Consider the following 24174-nt stretch of genomic DNA (forward strand, 5'->3'; position numbering starts at 1 on the left):
GCGTGTGGTGGGTGCGGACCTTGGTCCGCACGCCGTTCGATCAACCGCCGGCGCCACCGCCCCCCGCCTGGATGCCGCCGGCAGTCAGCGCGGCCGGGTCCAGCAGGCGGCGCAGCTCGGCTTCATCCAGGCCACTGTCCTCCAGCGCGACGTCCAGCACCGGGCGCTGTTCCTTGTAGGCACGCTTGGCGATGGCCGCGGCCTTCTCGTAGCCGATGATCGGGTTCAGCGCGGTCACCAGGATCGGATTGCGCGCCAGCGCCTCGGCCACGCGGTCTTCGCGTACCTTCAGCCCGGCAATCGCGCTGTCGGCCAGCAGGCGGGACACATTGGCCAGCAGGCCGATGCCATCGAGCAGGTTCACCGCGATCAACGGCAGGGTGACGTTGAGCTGGAAGTTGCCGGTCTGCCCTGCCACGGTGATCGCGGTGTGGTGACCGATCACCTGCGCGCAGGCCATCACTGTGGCTTCCGGAATCACCGGATTGACCTTGCCCGGCATGATCGAGCTGCCCGGCTGCAGCGCCGGCAGTTCGATCTCGCCCAGCCCGGCCAGCGGACCGGCGTTCATCCAGCGAAGATCATTGGCGATCTTGATCAGCGCCACGGCCAGTGCATTGAGCTGGCCCGACAGTTCCACTGCATCATCCTGCGCGGCCAGGCCCTCGAACTTGTTCTCGGCGCTGTCGAACTTGAAACCGGTCTGCTGCTTCAGCGCCTTGGCCACCTGCGCGCCGAAGCGCGGGTCGGCATTGATGCCGGTGCCGATGGCGGTGCCGCCCAGCGGCAGCCGGCGCACGCGCTTGAGGCTGTCTTCGATGCGTTCCTGTGCCGAGGCCAGCTGTGCCGACCACGCGCCGAATTCCTGCTCGAAGGTCAGCGGCATCGCATCCATCAAATGGGTACGGCCGGTCTTGACCACCTTGCGCAGGCTGCGGCCCTTCTTGTCGAGGGTCTTGCGCAGGTGCACCAGCGCCGGCAGCAGCTGCTCATGCGCCGCCAGTACCGCCGATACGCGCAACGCGGTCGGGATCACGTCATTGGAGCTCTGCCCCTGGTTGACGTGGTCATTGGGGTGCACCGCGGTCTTGCCCGCCTTGCCGGCACGGTTGGCCAGGGTGGCGATCACCTCGTTGGCGTTCATGTTCGAGGAGGTACCCGAACCGGTCTGGTAGACGTCGATCGGGAAGTGCGCGTCCCATTCGCCTGCAGCCACTTCGGCAGCGGCTGACTGGATGGCCTTGGCCACATTCTTGGGCAGGTGGCCGAGCTCGGCGTTGACGCCGGCAGCGGTGCCCTTGACCAGGCCCAGAGCACGAATGAAACCGCGCGGCATGCGCTGGCCCGACACCGGGAAGTTCTGCACGGCACGCTGGGTCTGCGCGCCCCACAGGGCGTCGGCAGGTACCTGCAGCTCGCCCATGCTGTCGTGTTCGATTCTGAAACCCTTGCTTGCAGCTTTGCTCATTGCATCAACTCCGCACTACTTCAGTTGGGGAAAGGGAAGCGGCGGCTGGCAGGGTGTCGCTTCCCGGGCTGGCGGCTGCGCCAACGATACTCCCTCGCCCGTAGCGTGGGATGACGAGGACGGGCCAGATCGTTCCGTCCGCAGGGCCGTTCTGCACGCTCAAGGGGTAGTGCCGGCCGCTGGCCGGCACTACCTCGCCGGCACGTCGTAGAATATCGGCCCCGCCGCTCGTCCCAGCCCTGCCGACATGTCCGATTCCGCCCTGCTCGCCCTGTCCCCGCTCGATGGCCGCTATGCCGGCAAGGTCGACGCCCTGCGCCCGATCTTCTCCGAGTACGGCCTGATCAAGGCCCGCATCACGGTCGAGGTGGAATGGCTGCTGGCCCTGGCGGCCGAGCCGGGCATCGTCGAGCTGGCCCCGTTCTCCGGCGCCGCCATCGCCCGCCTGCGTGCGCTGGCCGAAAGCTTCAGCCCGGCCCAGGCCGCGCGTGTGAAGGAGATCGAGCGCACCACCAACCATGACGTCAAGGCGGTGGAGTACTTCATCAAGGAACAGCTGAAGGACGACGCCGAACTGGCGCCGGCGCTGGAATTCGTGCATTTCGCCTGCACCAGCGAAGACATCAACAACCTCAGCTACGGCCTGATGCTGGAACAGGCGCGCCGCGAGGTGCTGCTGCCGACCCTGGACGGCATCGCCACCACCCTGCGCACCCTGGCCCACGCCCAGGCCAGCCAGCCGATGCTGTCGCGCACCCACGGCCAGACCGCCTCGCCGACCACCCTGGGCAAGGAACTGGCCAACGTGGTCGCCCGCCTGGAGCGCCAGCGCAGGCAGATCGCCGCTGTCGAACTGACCGGCAAGATCAACGGCGCGGTCGGCAACTACAACGCCCACGTGGCCAGCTACCCGGACGTGGACTGGCCGGCCTTCGCCGAGCGCTTCGTGACCGGCCTGGGCCTGGTGTTCAACCCGTACACCACGCAGATCGAGCCGCACGACAACGTCGCCGAGATCGGCGATGCCGCGCGCCGCGCCAACATCATTCTGATCGACCTGGCCCGCGACATCTGGGGCTACATCTCGCTGGGCTACTTCAAGCAGCGCCTGAAGGAAGGCGAAGTCGGTTCGTCGACGATGCCGCACAAGGTCAATCCGATCGATTTCGAGAATGCGGAAGGCAACTTCGGCATCGCCAATGCGCTGTTCGAGCACTTCAGCGCGAAGCTGCCGATCAGCCGCTGGCAGCGTGACCTGACCGATTCCACCGTACTGCGTGCGCTGGGCACCGCGTTCGGCCACAGCCAGGTGGCTCTGGATTCGCTGGCCAAGGGGCTGGGCAAGCTGGAAGTGAACCCGCAGCGCCTGGACGCCGATCTGGACGCGGCCTGGGAAGTACTGGCCGAAGCCGTGCAGACGGTGATGCGCCGCCATGGCTTGCCGAACCCGTACGAGCAGCTGAAGGCGCTGACCCGTGGCCAGGGCATCACCGCCGAGTCGATGCGCGCGTTCGTACAGGGGCTGGAGCTGCCGGCGGATGCGAAGCAGCGCCTGCTGGAGATGGCCCCGGGCAGCTACACCGGCCTGGCCGAGTCGCTGGCGAAGAAGATTTAAGGGTTTTCTTTGCGGCGGCGGCCGCGGGCGCTGCCTGCGGCAGGCCTTACTGCAACGGCAACAGCAACTGCAACAGCAACTGCAACTGCAACGTCAAAGGCGGCTCTGGGTTATGCCGTGCTTGGCGGGGCGGGTTGGGTTCGCGGGGGACGCCGTGAACCCGTCCCTGGGGGCTTGGCCGCGGCATCCATGCTGCGGACACCCCCGCGAACCCAACCCGCCCCACCTCTGACAGATTCCCGGGGACGGATCGAAGAGCATTGGGTTGTCGGGACGGAATTTGAAAGAGGGACGCGGCTTCGCCGCGTCCCTCTTTCGTTTGTCCGATGGGGCCAGATTCCTTTTCCATTGGAAAAGGGATCTGGCCCCACGAGCGCAGGAGCATGAGCAAGCGCAGCGCGCGACCCGCTTTTGCCTTGCTTTTCTTCTTTCATTCCGTGGCGGGCTGCGCAGGAAACTGTCAGGGGCCGGGCGGGTGGGCTGCGCGGGGGTGTCCAGAAGAACTTGACCACCACAGGTTTACGGCGTCCCCCGCGCAGCCCACCCGCCCGGCCAAACCCGGCTTTTGCTTTCAGCGACCACCCCACCCCGCCACGAGGGGCTCCGCCGTTGGCCGGAACCCCCGCGACAATCCCGCGCACGTGCGCAATCCCCACGAACGGCGGACAATGGGGATCTCAGGCGGCCCGCCGTGCCGCCTCTCCCGCTTTCCGCTGCAAGGATTCCCCCATGGCCGCCCGCAAGTCCTCCGCCCCCCTCATCGAAGTCACCGCCCGCCCCGGCCAGCCGCTGGGCATGGCGCCGGCCACCTTCCTGCGCGACTTCTGGCAGAAACGCCCGCTGCTGATCCGCAATGCCTTCCCGGACTTCCAGACCCCGGTGCAGCCGGAAGACCTGGCCGGGCTGGCCTGCGAGGATGGCGTGCTGGCACGCCTGATCGAGCACGACAAGGCCCAGGACGGCTGGCGCGTGCGTACCGGCCCGTTCCAGGAAGACGTGTTCCCCGCCCTGCCCGACCATGACTGGACCCTGCTGGTGCAGGACGTGGACAAGTGGGACCCGGACGTGCGCGCCCTGATCGAGCACTTCAGCTTCCTGCCGCGCTGGCGCATGGATGACGTGATGATCAGCTTTGCCGCCACCGGCGGCTCGGTCGGCGCCCACGTCGACCAGTACGACGTGTTCCTGCTGCAGGCCCACGGCCACCGCCGCTGGCAGATCGACGCCAGCGAATCGATCAAGGGCAAGCAGCCGCCGCTGGGCTTCCGCCCGGACGTGGAGCTGAAGCTGCTGAAGGTGTTCAAGCCCACCCACGACTGGGTGCTGGCGCCGGGCGACATGCTGTACCTGCCGCCAAACGTGCCGCACCACGGTGTCGCCGAAGATCCCTGCCTGACCTTCTCGTTCGGCATGCGCGCACCGGCGTCGGCCGAGCTGATCAGCGACTACCTGGACACCCTGATCGCCGATGCCGACGAGAACATCCGCTACCAGGATGCCGACCTGAAGGTGCCGGCCGACCCGAACGAAATCGACACGGTGGCGATGGCACGGGTGATCACCGCGCTCAATGCCATCCGCATGAACGACCCGGACAAGCTGGGCGACTGGTTCGGCCGCTTCATCACCACCTACCGCGCCGCCGGCGAAGTGATGGCCCACCAGGCCGCACCGCCCATGGAGGAGGTGGTCGATGCGCTGGCCTCTGGCCTGCTGCTTCAGCGCCACCCCTGGGCGCGCCTGGCCTGGCGCCGGGCCAAGCGTGGCGCCAGCCTGTACGTCAGCGGCCAGGACTTCGCGCTGCCGGTGAAGGACGCGCAACGCCTGGCCGGCGCCGAGCAACTCGACGCCGCCGCCTATCGCGGCCTGTCCGACAAGGCTCGTGCCGTGGTCCAGCAGCTGCTGGTCGGCGGTGTGTTCCAGCTGATCGACCCGAATGAGGTATACGAGGCCGAAGACGAGGAAGATGGCGAGGATGCCGTGGTGCTCGGCGAGGTCGTCGAAGGCCGCGACCGCGTGGATGCGATCGACGCCGATGCGGTGTCCGACGATGTCCACTCCGTCACCGTGCACGACGACGGTATCGAGGTCATCGTCAACTTCGAGGATGATGAGGAAGACGACAGCGCCCCCGGCCGCACCTGAGCCATCGCCATGATCCGGGTCCAGCAGGTCAGCCACGCCGACGCCCACGTTGCCATCCATCAGGTGCGCCAACGCGTATTCGTGCAGGAACAGGGCATCGCCGCCGAGCTGGAACGCGATGCGCTGGACCCGGTCAGCGCCCATGTGCTGGCGCTGGACAGTGACGACCAGCCGGTCGGCACCGGCCGGCTGGCCCCGGACGGCCGCATCGGCCGCATGGCCGTGCTGGCCAGCCATCGCAGCCACGGCGTCGGCGAGGCCGTGCTGGAGGCACTGGTCGAGGCCGGGCGCCGGCTCGGCCTGGCCGAGCTGCACCTGCATGCGCAGCTGCCCGCCCGCGATTTCTATGCACGCCAGGGCTTCCTGCCCGAAGGCGAGGTGTTCGAGGAGGCCGGCATCGGCCACCAGCAGATGCGCCGCCGGTTGGGCGCGGCCAGCGCCATCGACAGCCGCGCCGAGGCGGTGGCGATCACCACGGCCATCATCCACCGCGCCCGTCGCCAGCTGTGGCTGCACAGCCGCCAGCTGGACCCGGGCCTGCTCGACGCGCCCCCGGTACAGGCCGCCCTGCGCCGCTTCGTCACCGCCCGCCACGACAAGCAGCTGCGGGTGATCGTGCACGATGCCGCTGCGATCGCCGCTGCCGGCGCGCCGCTGCTGGCACTGGCCCAGCGCCTGCCAAGCGTGATCCAGTTCCGCGAGGTCAGCGATCCGGTCGACCGCGCGCTGGCCTCGGCCTGCCTGCTCAACGATGCGGGCGACTTCTACTTTCGTCTGATCGGCCATCGCCTCGACGGCGAGGCCGGCATCGCGCTGCCGGCACGTTCGCAGCCGTTCGGGCAGCAATTGCAGCGTGTCTGGGACCGTTCGCGCGATTGCAGCGAACTGCGCGCGCTCGGCATCTGAGCCGGCGCAGCTGACCCAACCTGTCTGGAACCGGCACCGGCGCACGCGGGATACCTGCGGTGGTGCCCCTTCGTGTCCGGTTGGGGGTACAATTTGGCTGTTTGAACGCGCCCGCGCAGGGCTATTCATCATTCCTGCCGGGTCCTTCTGAAGCCATACCCCACAAAGCGAATCAACACCCTCCATCGTGGACAATCAACTGAAGCAGTTTGCGCAATCTTCGCAACTCGCCGGCGGCAACGCCTCCTATGTCGAGGACCTGTACGAGCAGTACCTGGTCTCCCCGGATAGTGTCGATCCCAAATGGAAAACCTACTTCGACGGCTTCAAGGGCCGTGAAGCAGGTGACATTCCGCACTCGGCCGTCATCTCCCACATCGCGGACGCGGCCAAGGATGCGTTGAAAGCCGGCACCGGTAGCGGTGCGGGCGACGAGCGTGAGCGCAATGTCGGTCGTCTGATCACCGCCTACCGCTCGCGCGGCCACCTGGATGCCCGCCTCGATCCGCTGGGCCTGGCGGCGCCGGTCAACACCCCGGACCTGGGCCTGCCGTTCCACAGCCTGTCCGATGGCGACCTCAACAGCGAGTTCAGCACCGGCGGCGTCGGCGGCCAGCCGCGCATGAAGCTGCGCGACCTGCTGGCACGCCTGAAGGCGACCTACACCGGCTCGATCGGTGCGGAGTTCATGCACATCTCCGAAGTCGAGCAGCGCCAGTGGATCTACAAGAAGCTGGAACTGGCCGGTGGCAACTACCAGCTGGACGCTGATACCCAGCGCCGCACCCTGGAGCGCCTGACCGCGGCCGAAGGCCTGGAGCGCTACCTGCACACCAAGTATGTCGGCCAGAAGCGCTTCTCGCTGGAAGGCGGCGACTCGCTGATCCCGATGATGGACACCATCATCCGCAGCGCCGGCAAGGATGGCGTCAAGGACGTGGTGATCGGCATGGCCCACCGCGGCCGCCTGAACGTGCTGGTCAACACCCTGGGCAAGAACCCGCGCAAGCTGTTCGACGAGTTCGAAGGCAAGTTCGAGCACGACGAGCACGCGTCGGCCGGCGACGTGAAGTACCACATGGGCTTCTCGGCCGACGTCGCCACCGACGGCGGCCCGGTGCACCTGGCGCTGGCGTTCAACCCGTCGCACCTGGAAATCGCCGACCCGGTCGTCGCCGGCTCCGTGCGTTCGCGCCAGGAGCGCCGCAAGGACACCGCGCGCAAGCAGGTCATGCCGATCCTGATCCACGGCGACGCGGCCTTCTCCGGCCAGGGCGTGGTCATGGAACTGTTCCAGATGTCGCAGGCACGCGGCTTCGCCGTCGGCGGCACCGTGCACATCGTGGTCAACAACCAGGTCGGCTTCACCACTTCCAACCCGCTGGATACGCGCTCCACGCGCTATGCCACCGACGTGGCGAAGATGATCGCCGCCCCGGTGCTGCACGTGAACGGCGATGATCCGGAAGCGGTGGTGTTCGCCGCACAGCTGGCCTTCGAGTTCCGCCAGAAGTTCGCCAAGGACGTGGTCATCGACCTGATGTGCTACCGCCGTTGGGGCCACAACGAGGCCGACGAACCGGCGATCACCCAGCCGCTGATGTACCAGGTGATCCGCAAGCACGCCACCACCCGCGAGATGTACGCCGAACAGCTGGAAAAGGCAGGCGTGATCGCCGCCGGCGCCGGCAAGGCGATGGTCGATGCCTACCGCGAGAAGCTGGATGCCGGTGAAGTGACCACCGAGCTGGCCAAGGTCGAGAAGACCCCGCCGACCAGCCCGCTGTTCGTCGACTGGCCGAAGCTGCTGGAAGGCAAGCTGTCCGACCCGGTCTCGACCAAGGTCGAGAAGAACAAGCTGGTCGAGCTGGCCAAGCAGATCAACACCATTCCGGACGAAGTGCAGCTGCACTCGCGCGTGGCCAAGGTCTACGACGACCGCCGCAAGATGGCCGCCGGCGAGATCCCGGGCGACTGGGGCTTTGCCGAGAACCTGGCCTACGCCACCCTGCTCGACGAAGGCCATGCACTGCGCCTGGTCGGCCAGGACGTGGGCCGCGGTACGTTCACGCACCGACACGCGATCCTGCACGACCAGAAGACCGACAACTACTACATGCCGCTGCGGCAGCTGGTGGATTCGCCGGAGAAGGCCACCGTCATCGATTCGCTGCTGAGCGAAGAAGCGGTGATGGCCTACGAGTACGGCTTCTCGACCACCGATCCGAACACGCTGTGCATCTGGGAAGGCCAGTTCGGCGACTTCGCCAACGGCGCCCAGGTGGTGATCGACCAGTTCATCGCCGCCGGTGAGGCCAAGTGGGGCCGCATTTCCGGCCTGACCCTGCTGTTGCCGCATGGCTATGAAGGCCAAGGCCCGGAACACAGCTCGGCGCGCCTGGAGCGCTTCCTGCAGCTGTGCGCGCTGGAGAACATGCTGGTGGTCGTGCCGTCGACCCCGGCGCAGGCCTTCCACATGCTGCGCCGCCAGCTGCACCTGACCACGCGCAAGCCGCTGGTGGTGATGTCGCCGAAGTCGCTGCTGCGCCACAAGCTGGCCGTGTCGACCCTGGACGAACTGGCCAACGGCGAGTTCCAGCACCTGATCGGCGACGCCAATGCGGACGCCAAGAAGGTCAAGCGCGTGGTGCTGTGCTCGGGCAAGGTCTACTACGACCTGCTGGAAGACCAGACCAAGCGTGGCCAGGACGATGTGGCGATCATCCGCGTGGAGCAGCTGTACCCGTTCCCGCGTGCGCTGCTGGCTGCCGAACTGAAGAAGTACGGCAAGGCCACCGACGTGGTGTGGACGCAGGAAGAACCGCAGAACCAGGGTGCGTGGTACCAGATCCGCCACCACCTGCAGTTCTGCCTGGCCGATGGCCAGAACCTGCACTACGCCGGTCGCGCACGTTCGGCTTCGCCGGCTGCCGGTCACATGGCTGACCACGTCCGCGAACAGCAGCAGCTGGTCGCCGATGCACTGGTCAACCCGTTCAACGACACGTTCGCTGAATAATCCTCCCCCTATTTAGAAGACAAACCAGGAAGCTCCCGCAATGGCCACCGAAGTCAAAGCCCCGGTACTGCCCGAATCCGTCGCCGACGGCACCATCGCCACCTGGCACAAGAAGGTGGGCGACGCCGTCAAGCGCGACGAAAACCTGCTTGACCTGGAAACCGACAAGGTCGTCCTGGAAGTGCCGTCGCCGGTCGACGGCGTGCTCAAGGAAATCAAGTTTGCCGAAGGTTCGACCGTGACCTCCAGCCAGGTCGTGGCGATCATCGAGGAAGGCGCCGTCGCAGCTGCCCCGGCCCCGGCTGCTGAAGCCGCTCCGGCTGCCGCTGCGGCCCCGGCCGCCGCTGCGCCGGCCGCAGCCGCTGCCCCGGCCCCGGCTGCCAAGTCGGCTGCCGACGCGCTGCCGCCGGGCGCCCGCTTCACCGCCATCACCGAAGGCGTGAACCCGGCCGACGTCGACGGCACCGGCCGTCGCGGCGCGGTAACCAAGGAAGACATCGTCAACTTCGCCCGCAACGGCGGCGCCGGCAAGGCCGGTGGCGCACGTCCGGAAGAACGCGTGCCGATGACCCGCATCCGCAAGCGCATCGCCGAGCGCCTGATGGAGTCGAAGAACTCCACCGCCATGCTGACCACCTTCAACGAAGTCGACCTGTCCAAGGTGTCGGCCGCGCGCAAGGAACTGCAGGACGAGTTCGTCAAGGCACACGGCATCAAGCTGGGCTTCATGAGCTTCTTCGTGAAGGCCGCTGCCAACGCGCTGCAGCGCTTCCCGCTGGTCAACGCCTCGATCGACGGCGACGACATCATCTACCACGGCTACTCGGACATCTCGATCGCGGTGTCGACCGAAAAGGGCCTGGTCACGCCGGTCCTGCGCAACGTCGAGCGCATGTCGTTCGCCGACATCGAGAAGACCATCGCCGACTACGCCAAGAAGGCCCGTGACGGCAAGCTGGGCCTGGAAGAACTGCAGGGCGGCACCTTCACCGTGACCAACGGCGGCACCTTCGGTTCGCTGCTGTCGACCCCGATCATCAACCCGCCGCAGAGCGCCATCCTGGGCATGCATGCCATCAAGGAACGTCCGATCGCCCAGAACGGCCAGGTCGTGATCGCGCCGATGATGTACCTGGCGCTGTCGTACGACCACCGCATCATCGACGGCAAGGATTCGGTGCAGTTCCTGGTGGACATCAAGAACCAGCTGGAAAACCCGGGCCGCATGCTGTTCGGCCTGTAAGAAACCTCCCGCCCCTCCGCGCCTGCGCGGAGGGGTTCTGGTAATGCATCAAGGAATAATTCAATGGCTGAACAATTCGACGTCGTCGTCATCGGTGCCGGCCCGGCCGGTTACCACGCTGCCATCCGCGCGGCCCAGCTGGGCCTGAAGACCGCCTGCATCGACGCAGCGCTGGGCAAGGACGGCAAGCCGGCACTGGGCGGCACCTGCCTGCGCGTGGGCTGCATCCCGTCCAAGGCGCTGCTGGATTCCTCGCGCCAGTTCTGGAACATGGGCCACATCTTTGGCGACCACGGCATCAGCTTCAAGGATGCCAAGATCGACGTCGAGGCGATGATTGGCCGCAAGGACAAGATCGTCAAGCAGTTCACCGGCGGCATCGGCATGCTGTTCAAGGCCAACAAGGTGGCCGCCTATTATGGTTTTGGCGAGCTGCAGCCGGGCAACGTGGTCAAGGTCACCCAGCATGACGGTTCCATCGTCGAGCTGAAGGGCACCAACGTCATCATCGCGGCCGGTTCGGATTCGATCGAACTGCCGTTCGCCAAGTTCGACGGCGAGACCATCGTCGACAACGTCGGCGGCCTGGACTTCACCGAAGTGCCGAACCGCCTGGCGGTGATCGGCGCCGGTGTGATCGGCCTGGAGCTGGGCAGCGTGTGGAAGCGCCTGGGCGCTGAAGTCACCATCCTGGAAGCACTGCCGGAGTTCCTGGCCGTGGCCGACGCCGAAGTGGCCAAGACTGCTGCCAAGGAATTCAAGAAGCAGGGCCTGGATATCCGCCTCGGCGCCAAGGTCTCCAAGACCGAGATCACCGGCAAGGGCAAGAAGAAGGAAGTGGTTGTCACCTACACCGACAGCGAAGGCGAAAAGACCCTGACCGTGGACAAGCTGCTGGTGGCCGTTGGCCGTCGCGCCGCCACCAAGGGCCTGCTGGCCGAAGGCACCGGCGTCAAGATCAACGAGCGCGGCCAGATCGAAGTCGACGCGCACTGCCACACCGGCGTCGACGGCGTGTGGGCAGTCGGCGACTGCGTGCGCGGCCCGATGCTGGCGCACAAGGGCTTCGAGGAAGGCATCGCGGTGGCTGAGCTGATTGCCGGCCTGCCGGGTCACGTCAACTTCGACACCATCCCGTGGGTCATCTACACCGAGCCGGAACTGGCGTGGGTCGGCAAGACCGAGGCGCAGCTGAAGGCCGAAGGCATCCCGTACAAGGCCGGCAGCTTCCCGTTCGCCGCCAACGGCCGTGCCGTGGCGATGATCGAGCCGGCAGGCTTCGTGAAGATCCTGGCCCATGCCGAAACCGATCGCATCCTCGGCATGCACCTGGTCGGCGCCAACGTCTCCGAGCTGGTGCACGAAGGTGTGCTGACCATGGAGTTCAGCGGCTCGGCCGATGACCTGGCCCGCATCTGCCACGCTCACCCGTCGCTGTCGGAAGTGATCCACGACGCGGCGATGGCGGTCAGCAAGCGCGCCATCCACAAGGCGAACTAAGCCTTCACGGATGCTGCAACAAAAAACCCCGCCTTGGCGGGGTTTTTTGTTGGCCATTATTCCTGGAGGGCCGAGCATGGGCTCGGCGCTATACCTTCCCCGTTGGCTTTCGTGGCGGGTCGTCACAGATGCGATGCTGCACCACGGCCTCACCGACCTTCCATTCCTTCACCACCCTGCAGCGCTCCTTGGCATTAGGCACCGAGGCCGCAGCGTTCGCCTCGTCAGCCGCAGCCGTCTGCTGGCGCTCCAGCCACACCGAGGGCGGCGCTGGAGGTGCGGCCAGCACCGGAGACGCCAACAGGACCAGCCCCGCCAGCAGCCCCGTCCTCATGCAGCCACCGCCCGGCCACCGAGCAGGCGTGCCGGCAGCATGAACAGCGCGCGCAGGAAGGCGAACAGAGCCGAGAAGGTGATGCCGACCAGGCGGAACGGCAGGCTCAGCAGCCACACGAACGGCCAGGCGATCAGGGCGAGGATCGCCAGCGGCCAGCACAGCACGAACAGCAGGCACCACACACCGAGCGCGAACAGGGTCTTCATCACGGTCTCCTTGGGGCGGCACCCTGCCGCCTGCGGACACCTTGGCGCCCTGCCCCACCTGGCCGCAAAGGGTTTGCGACGAAACCGGCCTGGCGGCGATGAAAGCCGGTAGGCATCGGCCGGGCATGGCCCGGCGCTGGGGCAACGTCGAAGGCGTTACTCGAATGAACCGACCGAATCGTGGGCCAGGTTGTCGAAGCGGGTGTATTCACCGAAGAACTTCAGCTTGCACGAACCGGTCGGGCCACCACGGTGCTTGCCGATGATGATCTCGGCCAGGCCCTTGTCCGGCGAGTTTTCCTTGTTGTAGTAGTCATCGCGGTAGATGAACACGATCATGTCCGCGTCCTGCTCGATTGCACCCGACTCGCGAAGATCGGCCATCACCGGGCGCTTGTCGGTACGCGTTTCCAGCGAGCGGTTGAGCTGTGACAGTGCGATCACCGGCACATTCAGTTCCTTGGCCAGCCCCTTCAGCGAACGCGAGATCTCCGAGATTTCGGTCGCGCGGTTTTCGCTGTTGCCCGGCACGCTCATCAACTGCAGGTAGTCGATCACGATCAGGCCAAGATCATGCTCGCGCTTGAGGCGGCGGCACTTGGAGCGCAGCACTTCCGGCGACACGCCCGGCGTATCGTCGATGAAGATCTTGGTTTCCTTCAGCATCTTGATCGCGCTGGTGACGCGGCTCCAGTCCTCGTCTTCCAGCTGGCCGGTACGCAGGCGCTGCGCATTGATGCGGCCATTGGAGGAAATCAGGCGCATCGCCAGCTGCGATGCCGACATTTCCATCGAGAACACCGCCACGCCCTTCTTCGACTTGATCGCCGCGTACTCGGCAATGTTCAGCGCAAAGGTGGTCTTGCCCATTGCCGGGCGGGCAGCAAGGATGATCAGGTCGGTCGGCTGCAGGCCGGCGGTCATCGCATCGAAATCGTTGTAACCGGTCGGCAGGCCGGTGATGTTGCCGCCGTTCTCGAAGCGGTTGCGCAGCTCCTCGAAGGCATCCTTCAGCGCGCCGGGCATGGCCACGAAATCGGTGCGACCGCGCGCACCCTGTTCGGCGATGGCGAACACGCTCTTCTCCGCCGAGGCCAGCAGCTCGCTGCTGTCACGCCCTTCGGGCTGGAAACCGTCGTTGACGATGTCGGTGCCGACCTGGATCAGCTGCCGCAGCACCGCCTTGTCACGCACGATCTCGGCGTAGGCCACGATGTTGGCAGCCGACGGCGTGGTACTGGCCAGTTCGATCAGGTAGGCGCCGTCGCCCACCAGTTCCATCTTGCCCTGCGATTCAAACCACTCACCCAGCGTCACCGCATCGAACGGCCGTTCGCGCTCGGACAGTTCGCGGATCGCTCGGTAGATCATCTGGTGATCGCGACGGTAGAAGTCGCCTTCGGTCAGCTGGTCGTTGACCCGGTCATACGCTTCTGGCGCCAGCATCAGGCCACCCAGCACCGCCTGCTCGGCTTCCACCGAATGGGGCGGTACCCGCAACTGGTCGATGCGCGACTCGTCGCGATCGCGATCGAAGCCATCACCGCGCTCTCTGCGGTTGGAACGGAAGCCGGGACGAGCGGACATGCTGCGGTGTTTCCTGCAAAAGTGGGCCAGACGAGTGTAGGCATGCGCCGACCCCGGCGGCCATGGACAAGCCTGTGGATAAGCCGTGGAGAAACGGGGGATATCCGCCGGCACCTGGCCAGACTGGCGTGGGGGCGTCGCACTGCCTGCGACGGGCGCCATTGCGGCACCCGAGCAGGGCATTATCGCAGATCAGGCGACCAGGGTCGGATCCCGTGCGATGCACGGGCTCTGGCCCGCTCAGCTGGACGTGGGGTCAGAGCCCGCCACTGCGCGACGGGATCCGACCCCGGGCATGGCTGGGGTCGGATCCCCCTGCAACGCAGAGGGCTCTGACCCCGCCGGCCTCAATCGCCCTTGACGTGCACCGCGATCAGCGCCAGGAACCGGTCCACGTAGCCCTGCAGGAACTTCTGCGTGCCCTCGTTGTGGATCGAGCCGTCGGCATCGATCAGGCCGTCCTTGAAGTGAATGAATGCCTCGGGCTGGCCCAGCACGTGCATGTCCAGGAAGGCCAGGCTGTTACGCAGGTGCTGCTGGGCCACGGCGGTGCCGATCTGGCCGATGGAGGCACCGATCACCGCCGCCGGCTTGCCCGCAAACGCACTGTCACCGTAGGGGCGCGAACCGATATCAATGGCGTTCTTGAGTACGCCCGGCACTGACCGGTTGTACTCGGGGGTCACGAACAGCACCGCGTCGGCGGCGCGCACCTGGTCCTTCAGCCGGGTACCCTGCGGTGGGTACTGCGCGTCGAAGTCCTGGTCGTACAGCGGCAGGTCGCCGATCTGCACGTACTGGAAGCGCGCGCGGCCGCCAGCGATCTTTTCCAGCGCATGGGCCAGCTTGCGGTTGCAGGAGTCCTTGCGCAGGCTGCCGACGAACACGGCGATGGTGGGGACGGACATCGGGACATACTCCTCACGGTGCGGGAGGCCCAGCCTAGTCGCCGGGCCCGTGCAGGCCGGTGAAAATCAGCCGCCGGCAACGCCCGCGCGCACCTGGCGCCAATGCGCCTGCCAGGCCTGGAACATCAGCACGTTCCACAGATGGGTATGCCACTTGCGCTGCCCTCCCAGGAACTGCTGCCACAACGGCTGCACCGCGGCCGCCGACAGCACGCCCTCACGCTCCAGCCGCGCCGGCTGCAGCAGGTCCTCGGCCCAGGGGCGCAGGTCGCCCTTCAGCCAGTCACTGACCGGTGCGCCGAAGCCGCGCTTGGGACGATGCACCATCGAATGCGGCACGTAACGGCCAAGCACGCGCTTGAGCAGCACTTTGCTGGTGGTCTCGCTGCGCTTGAAGCCCAACGGCAACGACCACGCGAACTCGGCCACGCGCCAGTCCAGCAGCGGCGCGCGCGCCTCCAGGCTGACCGCCATCGAGGTCCGGTCGACCTTGCACAACAGGTCGTCCGGCAGGTAGGTCACGAAATCGGCCAGCATCATCGCGTCGGCCGGCGTACCCGCGCCGTGCAGCGGATCAGCCAGATCGTAGAAGCTGCCGGCGGCCTGCGCGCCGGGCACCGCCGCGGCCGGGTCGCGCCAGCGCGAGATGCGGTTGCGGTAGACGTCGCCGATGCCACGTGCGCCGGTTTCCGCCAGCAGCGCCGCCAGGCCACCGGTCCGCGAGGCCTCGCCCTGCTGCTGCGAGCGCGCGCCCATCCAACGCCGCAACGGCCCAGGCACGCGGCCGAGCATCTGCCAGTTGCGCAGCGCGCGTACATACCGGGTGTAGCCAAAGAACAGCTCATCGCCGCCGTCGCCGGACAACGCCACGGTCACCCCCTGCCGCGCCAGCCGGGCCACCAGTGCGGTCGGCACCTGCGAAGCATCGGCAAAAGGCTCATCGAACATCGCCGGCAACTGCGGCACCACCGCCAACGCGTCGGCGCCGCTGACGTACAGCTCGGTGTGATCACAGCCCAGGTGAGTCGCCAGCTCCTTGGCCAGTGGTGCTTCGTCATGCCCCGAGTCGGTGAACCCGATGCTGAAACTGTGCACCGGCTGCCCGCTCTGCGCCTGCATCAGCGCCGCCACCAGCGATGAGTCGGTGCCGCCGGACAGGAACACACCGACCGGCACGTCGGCCACCATGCGCAGCGCCACCGCGTCGCGCAGCAGCGTGTCCAGCTGTTCCTCGGCCTCCTCGATACGGCCCTGGAACGGAGCGGCCAGCGCCGCCTGCATGCGTGCACGCGCATCCCAGTACGGGCGTTGTGCCTGTTCCGGGCGATGTGCGGATGCACCGGCGGCGACCATCGCTGCATCCAGGCGCAGCACGCGGCCGGGCATCAGCTTGTAGCAGCGCTGGTGGATGCTGTGCGGCGCCGGGATGTAGTCAAGCCGCAGCAGCAATGTGAGCGCATCGCGATCGATGTCGTTGTCGAACGACGGGTGCTGCCAGAGCGCCTTCAGTTCCGAACCGAACACCAGCGTGTCACCGGCCCAGCCGTAGTACAGCGGCTTCTTGCCAACGCGGTCGCGGGCCAGCCACAGGCAACGCTCCTGACGGTCCCACAGCGCGATGGCGAACATGCCGTTGCAGCGCTGCAGGGTGTCTTCCACACCCCATTGCAGGATTGCCGCCAGCAGCACTTCAGTGTCGGAATGGCCGCGGAAGGCATGCCCCAGCGGCTCCAGTGCCTCACGCAGGGCGGCGAAGTTGTAGACCTCGCCGTTGTAGGCCATCACGTAGCGGCCATCGGCCGAGGCCATCGGCTGGTGGCCCAGCGGGGACAGGTCGAGGATGCTCAGGCGGCGATGCGCCAGCGCGATGCCCGCCTCGGCATCGACCCAGCTGCCGCCGTCATCCGGCCCGCGATGGTGCAGCGCCTGGCCCATCGCCAGGGCCTGCGCCTGCAGCGCCTCGCCCGACGCCAGCGGCGCCGGCAACAACATTCCCGCCAATCCACACATGCATCAGGGTTCCTGCGCCAGGTCGAGGGCGGCGCCAATCACCCCATTGTCGCTTGGAAGCCCGAACATTGCTGCCCCCGCCAGTGGGGTGTAGGTATCGGCACCACAGACCCGGCGCAACGGCAGGTGGCCGAACCCGGCCTCGACCAGCGCCGTGACCACGCCCTCCCCCACCCCACCACTGTGGCGCCCCTCGTCCAGCACCAGCACCCGCTGTGCACTGGCAGCCTGGGCGGCAATGAAGCCGGCGTCCAGCGGTACCAGCCAGCGCAGGTCGACCACCCGTACCTGCCAGCCCAGCTGCTGCTCGATTGCCTGCGATGCGCGCAATGCCATTGGCACGCCGTTGCCATAGGTATAGATCACCAGGTCCCCGGCCTCCGGCGCATAGACCCGGCCCTCGCCCGGCACCAGCGCCTGGCCCTGTGCGGGGTAGTCGAACAGCCATTGGCCATCCCCCGCTTCATGCAGGTCCTTGCTCATGTACAGCGCGATCGGCTCCAGGAACACCGCCACACGGCCATCCACCCGCGCCAGTGCGGCCAGCGTGCGCAGCATCATCACCGCATCGTCGCCGCGCGACGGGCAGCCCACCACCAGTCCGGGAATGTCGCGCAGCGCGGTGATCGAGTTGTCGTTGTGGAAGTGCCCACCAAAGCCTTTCTGGTAACCCAGCCCGGCCACCCGTACCAGCATCGGGTTGCGGTACTGGTCATTGGAGAAGAACTGCAGCGAACACGCTTCGCCGCGCACCTGGTCGATGGCGTTGTGCAGGTACGCTAGGTACTGGATCTCCGGAACCGGCAGCATGCCCAGGTTGGCCAGGCCCTGCGCCATGCCCAGGATCATGGTCTCGTCCAGCAGCGTGTTGAACACCCGGCGTGGGCCGAAGCGACGCAGCAGGTCCTTGGTGACGGTGTAGACACCGCCCTTCTGCGCGACGTCCTCACCGAACAGCAGGCTCTGCGGATACTTCGCCAGCAGTTCCTGCAGGCCATGGTTGATCTGGATCGCGAGGTGGCGTGGCGCCTGCCGCTCGGGCAGTGCCTGCGCACCGCCGTACAGCGCTTCACGCGTCCCGGCGGGCACCTCGCGCCGCGCTTCGGCCTGCACCGCTGCCGGCGTGTACGGTGCCAGCGGTGCCATCACTTCCTGCAACGACTGCAGCTTCCGACTGCCTTCGGCCTCGGCCGCTGCCGCCATGCAGCGCGCGCGCATCGTCTCGTAGGCCACCTCGATGGCTGCCGCATCCATCCAGCCCGATTCCATCGCGATCTGTGCCGAGCGCAGCAGCGGATCCTGCGCCTCCGCCGCGCACAGCTCAGGCAACGCGCGCCATTCCACCTCGAAGTCGGTGCCGGCGTGCCCCATCAGGCGCGTGGTGCGCAGGTGCAGGAAGGTCGGCCGCCGCGTGCGCCGGCAGTGCTCCACCGCCGCCTGCACCTGGGCATGGCCCGTGGCCAGGTCGAGGCCATCGGCATGGAAATAGTCCAGCCCGGGCTGGCGACTGAAGCGTTCGGCGATCCAGCCTTCAGGCGTTTTCACCGAGATGCCAAGGCCATTGTCCTCGCAGACGAAAAGGACCGGTGCCGGCAGCTTCTGGTAAGCAGACCACATCGCGGTGTTGAACGCAGTCTGCGCGGTGGCATGGTTGGCCGAAGCATCGCCGAACGAGCACAGCACGATGCTGTCGGCCGGAATCGGCAGTTCATGGCCCAGTCGCTTGCCACTTTCAATGGCCAGCGCAGTGCCCAGCGCTTTCGGCAGATGCGACGCAATGGTCGAGGTCTGCGGCAGTACCCACAGCGGTTTGCTGCCCCACACCTTGTGGCGCCCGCCGCTGGCCGGGTCATCGGCGCTGGCAGCGAAGGACAGCGCGGCATCGCGCAGCGGATCGATCCCCGGCACCTGGCGCGAACGCTCGGCCATGAAGGCACCGGAGCGGTAGTGCAGGAACGCTGGATCCGTATGCCGGCAGGCCCGCGCCAACAGCGCGTTGCCTTCGTGGCCGGAGGAACCGATGGTGTAGAAGACCTTGTTCTGCACGCGCAGCACGCGCGCCATCAGGTCCAGCTGGCGGCTGGCCAGCTGCGAATCGAACAGCTCGCCAAACGCTGCGGCAGTGAGCGTGCTGCCAGGCAGGATCGGCGCATCCGGTGCCGGGCGCGGATGCGGCGCACCGCGCCAGCCTCGCACCGCGTCGAGGAAATTGGCGTCGCACACGTCGGCGCGGTTGAGCACGCGCATGCGCGCGGGAATCGGATCTGGAACCACAGCGAACATCAAACACCCTCCGTGTCGTTGTTGCATTCCGCCCGGCGCTGGCCAGGCGCTACCCTGCGGGGGCCACCCTGGTGAGCGTCACGCGGCCTCGAAGCGTGCCCGCACCTCGGCGGTTACCGCCGGCATCGGCAGGAAGCGCGGTTGCCCACGCACGCGTTGCAGCCAGGCACGCACCTCGGGGAACGGCTGCAGGCTGATACCGCCCTCGCCTGCCACATCGGTGTAGGCGAACAGCGCGATGTCGGCGATGCCGTACCCACTTCCGGTGAACCACGGCGCCTGGCGCAGGTGCTGCTCCATCACCGCCAGCGCGCTGGCAGCACGTTCATGCAGGCGTGGCAGTTCGGCACGGCGCGCCGACTCAGGCGGCGTCCAGCCACGGATGAAGCGCGCCACCGCCACGCACGGCTCGTGCGTGTACTGCTCGAAGAACATCCAGCTCAACGCCTGCGCGCGCTCCCAGCCATCGGTGGGCAGGTAGGGGGTGCCTTCGGCCAGCCAGAACAGGATCGCATTGGATTCGGTCAGCACGCGGCCATCGTCGCGGACGATCAATGGCACCTTGGCATTCGGATTGAGCGCGAGGAACTCGGGGGTGTGGGTCTGGCCATGGGCACTGTCCACTTCCACCCAGCGGTAGCGGCTGCCGAGCTGCTCCAGCAGCAGGCGGACCTTGTGGCAATTGCCTGACACCGACATGCCGTGCACCGTCAACGGGACGCGCTCTTCCACCATGGCCTGCTCCATCGGATCCGGCCAACGGCCGGCTGGGTGCAGTCTGGCAAGCACGCCGGTGAATGCCAAGCGCGGGTGCAACATGGCGACGCGGCAGTGCCGGCCGCTGGCCGGCACTACCGGGCAACGCTCAGCGCGCGCGCTGCCGCCACTGCTCGCGCGACTGGCCCCAGATCTGCATGGGCTTGTCGTTGTACGGCGCTGGCAACTCCCCCATGCGCAGCAGGGTGCTGCCCAGCTTGCGCGCGACCGCCCGCGAGTTGTCGTTGTTCTCGGCGATGGTGTGGATCACCTCCTCCCAGCCCAGCGTGTCGAAGGCCCATTCGATCGCTGCAACCGCCGCCTCCGGCGCATAGCCCCTGCCCCAGCTGGCGTGGCGGATGCCCCAACCGACCTCGGTACCCGGCCAGTCCTGCGGCTGCCACGGTCCCGTCCGCCCGATCCAGTCGCCGCTGGATTTCTCGATCACGCTGAACATCGAGAAGCCGAACAGCTGCCAGGCGCCGGCCAGGCTGCAGAAACCACGCCAGGCCACCGACGGCGGCTGTACGCCACCCAGGGTACGCATCGCGTCCTCGTCGGCGCAGAAGGCCAGATATGGTTCATAGTCCTCGCGCAGCAGCGGGCGCAGGATCAGCCGCTCGGTTTCGATGCGCAGGTCGAAGATGCTCATGCCGACTCCATGTCGAGGGGGCGTCCATGATGAAGGATTGCCTCCCTGCGCGGATGAACATCGCCGGCTGCAATGAAACGGGCCGGCATGGGCCGGCCCGTCGGGTGTTGCGAGCAGCGCCTGGATTACTGGCGCGTGGCCGCGGCGGTGCCACCGGCGGCAGCGGTCTGCGTGACCAGCTGGCCATCGACCACCGGCAGGCGATCGCTGGCCGGCTTGTTGTCCATGCGCACGGTCTTCTCGGCGCCGTCATAGCGATAGGTCACGTTGTACCCCTTCACCACATCATTGGTACCCATGGCGATGCGGTTACCCGGCTTGCTGGCCATGCGCATGGTGCCGGTGGTGCCGTCTTCGTTGCGGTAGGTCACGTTGTAGCCGGTGACGCGGCTCGACTGGGAGGTCGCGGTCTCGGTGTGGCACTGGCGCTCGGTGCGGTTGACCACGCGGCCACCCACATGGCGCTTGTCGACCTGGTTGCCGATGAAACCGCCGGCCACTGCACCGGCTGCGGTCGCAGCCTTCTTGCCGTTGCCGCCGCCGACCTGGTTGCCGAGCAGGCCACCGACCACAGCGCCGACCACGGTGCCGCCGACGTTGCCATCACGCTCCGGCAAGCGCTCCTGGACCGTCACGTCCTGGCAGACCTCATGCGGGGTCTGGGTGGTGGAGGTCTCGCGTACCGCGTCGGTGCCGATCACGGTGGCATACGCCTTCTGCTTTTCAGTGATCGGATCGACCTTCAGCACATCGGCATACTCCAGCCCACGGGGCGCGGACGGGTCGAGCTGGTCACCACGCGCGCCATCGTCGGCGGCGCTGCCATCGACCAGGCGCGACTCGCCGTTGGGGGTTGCGGCGCTGATGGAATCGGGCGACTTGTCGCCACTCTTCATGAAGGCGGCGGTGGCGATGCCACCGACCAGCAGCGCGCCCGCTGCGACCAGGACAGTTGTAGTTGTGCTTTTCATGACCTGCTCCTTGCGGACCATCCGCAACGTTCTCGAGCCAGATTGCAGCATGCGCCGCCTGAACGGAATCTCCACATTTCCTGCTCATCCCTGTAACCCATTCAGCATCGGGAAATGCTGGGCCCGTGGTAGCGTTTGCATGTTCCCCACCAGGATTCCCGCCATGGCCAACCCGATGCTGCTGCCGCTACTGCAATGGGCCCGCCGGCTGCGCTACCCGACCCTGTTCAAGCTTACCGCCGGCCTGTTCGTGCTGACGCTGTTCATCCCGGACCCGATCCCGTTCGTCGATGAGCTGGTGCTGGGCTTCGGTACGCTGCTGCTGGCCAACTGGAAGAGCCGCAACGCCACAACGCCGCCACCGCTGGAACAGCGTTGAGCGTGCTGGTCGACAGCCACTGCCACCTTGACGCCAGCGAGTTCGACCGTGACCGCGCTGCCGTGGTCGAGCGTGCGCAGGCGGCCGGCGTGCGCCTGCAGGTGGTGCCGGCAGTGACCGCGGCCAGCTGGCCGAAGCTGCGCGAGGTCTGCCAGCAGGCCCCGGGGCTGTATCCGGCCTACGGCCTGCATCCGATGTTCCTGGCCGAGCACCAGCCTGGGCACCTGCCGCTACTGCGCGAATGGATCGAACGCGAACGCCCCTGCGCGATCGGCGAATGTGGTCTGGACTTCTTCGTTGAAGGCCTGGATGCCGAGGCGCAACAGGCATATTTCATCGGTCAGCTGGAGCTGGCCCGTGAATTCGAGCTGCCGGTGATCGTGCATGCACGGCGCGCGGTGGATGCGGTGATTGCCGCGATCCGCCGCGTCGGCGGCCTGCGCGGTGTGGTGCACAGCTTTTCCGGCAGTCCGGAACAGGCAGCGCAACTGCACCGGCAGGGCTTCCTGCTCGGGCTCGGCGGCCCGTTGACCTACGAACGCGCGCAGCGCCTGCAGCGGCTGGTGCGCGGGATGCCGCTGGAACAACTGCTGCTGGAGACCGACGCCCCCGACCAGCCCGACGCCGGCATCCGCGGCCAACGCAACGAACCGGAACGTCTGGCGACCATTGCCCGGCACGTGGCCGCGCTGCGCGGGATGGAGCTGGACGCGGTGGCACATGCGACGACGGAGAATGCGCGGCGGTTGTTCAACTTGCCCGCCATTCAACGGTAGTGCCGGCCGTCGGCCGGCATCTGCACTGATTCAATCATTCCGAAGTTGCCGGCCAGCGGCCGGCACTGCCGTCACGCGTCGGCGTGATCCTCGACCACTTCAGCCTTGACCTTCTTCGGCTCCAGCAGCATCTCCAGCGCCTTGCCGACCGCCGCGAAGGCGAACGCGCCGGTAATGTGGGTTGCCGCGCCCAGGCCGGCGCCACAGTCCAGCTTCAACGCCGCATCAGCGCCCAGGTTCGGACGGATGCCGCAGACGCTGCCATCGGCCTGCGGGTACTTCACATTCTCCAGCGAATACACCGCTGGCACGCCGAAATAGCGCTTGGCATTCTTCGGGAAGTTGAATTCGCTGCGCAGCTTCTTGCGGATCAGCGCCAGCATGGCGTCGTGCTCGGTGCGCGAGACATCGCGGATACGCACCAGGGTCGGGTCGGTACGGCCACCGGCGGCGCCAACGGTCAGCAGCGGCAGCTTGCGGCGGCGGCACCAGGCGATCGTCTCGACCTTGACCCGGAAGCTGTCGCACGCATCGATCACCAGATCGAATCCGCGGTCCAGCAGCTCGGCCATGTTGGACACGGTCAGGAACGCCTGCACGGCGTCGACCTCGATGTCCGGGTTGATCGCACGGCAGCGCTCGGCCATCGCTTCGGCCTTGTTGCGGCCGTAGTTGCCTTCCAGCGCCGGCAGCTGCCGGTTGGTGTTGGACACGCAGATATCGTCGGCATCGATCAGGGTCAGGTGACCGACGGCCGAACGGGCCAGCGCCTCCACCACCCACGAGCCGACGCCGCCCATGCCAACCACCGCCACGCGGCTGCCCTGCAGGCGCTCGAGTGCACCCACGCCATACAGCCGTTCGATGCCGGCGAAGCGTTGTTTGACCTGTTCGTTCATCGGGCTATTTTAACGTGCAGGTGCAGGCACCTGCAGTGCGCCTGCATCGAACCCACCGTTGCACGCCCGGAGAGCCCGCATGAACGACAGCCCGCCCCGCCGCCTGTCCACCGCCCAGCGCTACCTGTTCGTACTGTGCCTGGGCCTGTTGATCGGGTTGATCGCCACCGTGATGGTCGGTCGCGCCCTGCAGGCGCGTCGCGACCCGTTCCCGGCCAGCCTGATGCAGGTGATGCAGCGGCAGTCGCAGCTGCTGCAGCAGGCGCAGCAGCAGAACCGCTGCAGCCTGGCCGACAGCGTGCCGCGGCTGCAGGCGCTGCGCCTGCTGTCCAACGATCTGGACCAGGCCTTTCCGGGGCTGAAGGACAGTGCACGGTTCCAGCAGCACGCCAGCCAGCTGCGCGGCAACCTCAACGCGGCACTGGCCTCACCGCCAGGCGACTGCAAGGCCCTGGTCCAGGTGGGGGAAACACTGCAGGCGGACTGCCGCGCCTGCCACCAGGATTTCCGCTGA

Annotated in this window: 19 protein-coding genes; 9 read left to right on the forward strand and 10 right to left on the reverse strand. The window is 67.0% G+C overall.

The features are described 5' to 3' along the window. Positions 1–40: 40 nt before the first annotated feature. Positions 41–1468 (reverse strand): class II fumarate hydratase, encoded by a 1428-nt coding sequence (locus tag ACYKG1_RS13860; RefSeq protein ID WP_262227342.1) that lies wholly within the window; start codon positions 1466–1468, stop codon positions 41–43. Positions 1469–1715: 247 nt separating this feature from the next. Between ACYKG1_RS13860 and purB the strand changes: the two genes are divergently transcribed. The 6 genes from purB (at position 1716) to lpdA (ending at position 11896) form a co-directional block, all read left to right on the forward strand. Next, the gene (gene purB, locus ACYKG1_RS13865) at positions 1716–3083 is read left to right on the forward strand and encodes an adenylosuccinate lyase (protein WP_478470755.1); all 1368 of its coding nucleotides are present in this window, start codon (positions 1716–1718) and stop codon (positions 3081–3083) included. A gap of 729 nt (positions 3084–3812) precedes the next feature. After that, entirely contained in the window at positions 3813–5228 is a 1416-nt protein-coding gene (locus ACYKG1_RS13870; protein WP_478470756.1) for a ribosomal protein uL16 3-hydroxylase, read from the forward strand. 9 nt (positions 5229–5237) lie between these two features. Continuing rightward, positions 5238–6134 (forward strand): GNAT family N-acetyltransferase, encoded by an 897-nt coding sequence (locus ACYKG1_RS13875; protein ID WP_478470757.1) that lies wholly within the window; start codon positions 5238–5240, stop codon positions 6132–6134. Between the two features lie 187 nt (positions 6135–6321). After that, on the forward strand, positions 6322–9153 hold the full coding sequence (locus tag ACYKG1_RS13880; protein WP_478470758.1) for a 2-oxoglutarate dehydrogenase E1 component: 2832 nt from the start codon (positions 6322–6324) through the stop codon (positions 9151–9153). A 40-nt stretch (positions 9154–9193) separates the two neighbouring features. Then, entirely contained in the window at positions 9194–10396 is a 1203-nt protein-coding gene (gene sucB, locus ACYKG1_RS13885) for a dihydrolipoyllysine-residue succinyltransferase (RefSeq protein ID WP_049420906.1), read from the forward strand. A gap of 63 nt (positions 10397–10459) precedes the next feature. Next, positions 10460–11896, forward strand: a complete 1437-nt coding sequence (gene lpdA / locus ACYKG1_RS13890; RefSeq protein WP_478470759.1) for a dihydrolipoyl dehydrogenase — start codon at positions 10460–10462, stop codon at positions 11894–11896. A gap of 330 nt (positions 11897–12226) precedes the next feature. On the opposite strand, the gene ACYKG1_RS13895 is transcribed toward lpdA, so the two are convergent. The 8 genes from ACYKG1_RS13895 to ACYKG1_RS13930 all read right to left on the reverse strand — a co-directional run bounded on the left by ACYKG1_RS13895 (position 12227) and on the right by ACYKG1_RS13930 (position 21606). Continuing rightward, positions 12227–12439: a hypothetical protein gene (locus tag ACYKG1_RS13895; RefSeq protein ID WP_010486834.1), complete on the reverse strand. Its 213-nt coding sequence runs from the start codon at positions 12437–12439 to the stop codon at positions 12227–12229. Between the two features lie 156 nt (positions 12440–12595). Further along, entirely contained in the window at positions 12596–14026 is a 1431-nt protein-coding gene (locus ACYKG1_RS13900) for a replicative DNA helicase (protein ID WP_075677331.1), read from the reverse strand. A 347-nt stretch (positions 14027–14373) separates the two neighbouring features. Beyond that, positions 14374–14934, reverse strand: a complete 561-nt coding sequence (locus ACYKG1_RS13905; protein ID WP_262082692.1) for an NADPH-dependent FMN reductase — start codon at positions 14932–14934, stop codon at positions 14374–14376. Between the two features lie 66 nt (positions 14935–15000). Next, positions 15001–16944 (reverse strand): asparagine synthase (glutamine-hydrolyzing), encoded by a 1944-nt coding sequence (asnB, locus tag ACYKG1_RS13910; RefSeq protein ID WP_262228162.1) that lies wholly within the window; start codon positions 16942–16944, stop codon positions 15001–15003. Between the two features lie 3 nt (positions 16945–16947). Further along, positions 16948–19227: a thiamine pyrophosphate-dependent enzyme gene (locus ACYKG1_RS13915; protein ID WP_478470760.1), complete on the reverse strand. Its 2280-nt coding sequence runs from the start codon at positions 19225–19227 to the stop codon at positions 16948–16950. A 78-nt stretch (positions 19228–19305) separates the two neighbouring features. After that, positions 19306–19962 carry a glutathione S-transferase family protein gene (locus tag ACYKG1_RS13920; RefSeq protein ID WP_478470761.1) on the reverse strand — a complete coding sequence of 219 codons (657 nt, stop codon included), beginning with the start codon at positions 19960–19962 and terminating at the stop codon, positions 19306–19308. A 130-nt stretch (positions 19963–20092) separates the two neighbouring features. Next, complete coding sequence (locus ACYKG1_RS13925) at positions 20093–20635, reverse strand: GNAT family N-acetyltransferase (RefSeq protein ID WP_478470762.1); 543 nt, start codon at positions 20633–20635, stop codon at positions 20093–20095. 125 nt (positions 20636–20760) lie between these two features. After that, positions 20761–21606 (reverse strand): glycine zipper 2TM domain-containing protein, encoded by an 846-nt coding sequence (locus ACYKG1_RS13930; protein ID WP_478470763.1) that lies wholly within the window; start codon positions 21604–21606, stop codon positions 20761–20763. Between the two features lie 163 nt (positions 21607–21769). Between ACYKG1_RS13930 and ACYKG1_RS13935 the strand changes: the two genes are divergently transcribed. Further along, positions 21770–21985 carry a DUF6116 family protein gene (locus tag ACYKG1_RS13935; RefSeq protein WP_478470764.1) on the forward strand — a complete coding sequence of 72 codons (216 nt, stop codon included), beginning with the start codon at positions 21770–21772 and terminating at the stop codon, positions 21983–21985. Further along, positions 21982–22761, forward strand: coding sequence for a TatD family hydrolase (locus ACYKG1_RS13940; RefSeq protein ID WP_478470765.1), 780 nt, complete (start codon positions 21982–21984; stop codon positions 22759–22761). The genes ACYKG1_RS13935 and ACYKG1_RS13940 overlap by 4 nt, the downstream gene beginning before the upstream one ends. Before the next feature lie 71 nt (positions 22762–22832). On the opposite strand, the gene ACYKG1_RS13945 is transcribed toward ACYKG1_RS13940, so the two are convergent. Continuing rightward, positions 22833–23660, reverse strand: a complete 828-nt coding sequence (locus ACYKG1_RS13945) for a tRNA threonylcarbamoyladenosine dehydratase (protein WP_478470766.1) — start codon at positions 23658–23660, stop codon at positions 22833–22835. A 79-nt stretch (positions 23661–23739) separates the two neighbouring features. Between ACYKG1_RS13945 and ACYKG1_RS13950 the strand changes: the two genes are divergently transcribed. After that, complete coding sequence (locus ACYKG1_RS13950) at positions 23740–24174, forward strand: hypothetical protein (RefSeq protein ID WP_478470767.1); 435 nt, start codon at positions 23740–23742, stop codon at positions 24172–24174.

The sequence above is a fragment of the Stenotrophomonas sp. 85239_Sma genome, assembly GCF_056481725.1.

What these genes read in the sequence shown, in the direction of transcription:
- ACYKG1_RS13860 (WP_262227342.1), bottom strand. Translation starts at nt 1,468, where the DNA reads ATGAGCAAAGCTGCAAGCAAGGGTTTCAGAATCGAACACGACAGCATG.
- purB (WP_478470755.1), top strand. Translation starts at nt 1,716, where the DNA reads ATGTCCGATTCCGCCCTGCTCGCCCTGTCCCCGCTCGATGGCCGCTAT.
- ACYKG1_RS13870 (WP_478470756.1), top strand. Translation starts at nt 3,813, where the DNA reads ATGGCCGCCCGCAAGTCCTCCGCCCCCCTCATCGAAGTCACCGCCCGC.
- ACYKG1_RS13875 (WP_478470757.1), top strand. Translation starts at nt 5,238, where the DNA reads ATGATCCGGGTCCAGCAGGTCAGCCACGCCGACGCCCACGTTGCCATC.
- sucB (WP_049420906.1), top strand. Translation starts at nt 9,194, where the DNA reads ATGGCCACCGAAGTCAAAGCCCCGGTACTGCCCGAATCCGTCGCCGAC.
- lpdA (WP_478470759.1), top strand. Translation starts at nt 10,460, where the DNA reads ATGGCTGAACAATTCGACGTCGTCGTCATCGGTGCCGGCCCGGCCGGT.
- ACYKG1_RS13895 (WP_010486834.1), bottom strand. Translation starts at nt 12,439, where the DNA reads ATGAAGACCCTGTTCGCGCTCGGTGTGTGGTGCCTGCTGTTCGTGCTG.
- ACYKG1_RS13900 (WP_075677331.1), bottom strand. Translation starts at nt 14,026, where the DNA reads ATGTCCGCTCGTCCCGGCTTCCGTTCCAACCGCAGAGAGCGCGGTGAT.
- ACYKG1_RS13905 (WP_262082692.1), bottom strand. Translation starts at nt 14,934, where the DNA reads ATGTCCGTCCCCACCATCGCCGTGTTCGTCGGCAGCCTGCGCAAGGAC.
- asnB (WP_262228162.1), bottom strand. Translation starts at nt 16,944, where the DNA reads ATGTGTGGATTGGCGGGAATGTTGTTGCCGGCGCCGCTGGCGTCGGGC.
- ACYKG1_RS13915 (WP_478470760.1), bottom strand. Translation starts at nt 19,227, where the DNA reads ATGTTCGCTGTGGTTCCAGATCCGATTCCCGCGCGCATGCGCGTGCTC.
- ACYKG1_RS13920 (WP_478470761.1), bottom strand. Translation starts at nt 19,962, where the DNA reads ATGGTGGAAGAGCGCGTCCCGTTGACGGTGCACGGCATGTCGGTGTCA.
- ACYKG1_RS13925 (WP_478470762.1), bottom strand. Translation starts at nt 20,635, where the DNA reads ATGAGCATCTTCGACCTGCGCATCGAAACCGAGCGGCTGATCCTGCGC.
- ACYKG1_RS13930 (WP_478470763.1), bottom strand. Translation starts at nt 21,606, where the DNA reads ATGAAAAGCACAACTACAACTGTCCTGGTCGCAGCGGGCGCGCTGCTG.
- ACYKG1_RS13935 (WP_478470764.1), top strand. Translation starts at nt 21,770, where the DNA reads ATGGCCAACCCGATGCTGCTGCCGCTACTGCAATGGGCCCGCCGGCTG.
- ACYKG1_RS13945 (WP_478470766.1), bottom strand. Translation starts at nt 23,660, where the DNA reads ATGAACGAACAGGTCAAACAACGCTTCGCCGGCATCGAACGGCTGTAT.
- ACYKG1_RS13950 (WP_478470767.1), top strand. Translation starts at nt 23,740, where the DNA reads ATGAACGACAGCCCGCCCCGCCGCCTGTCCACCGCCCAGCGCTACCTG.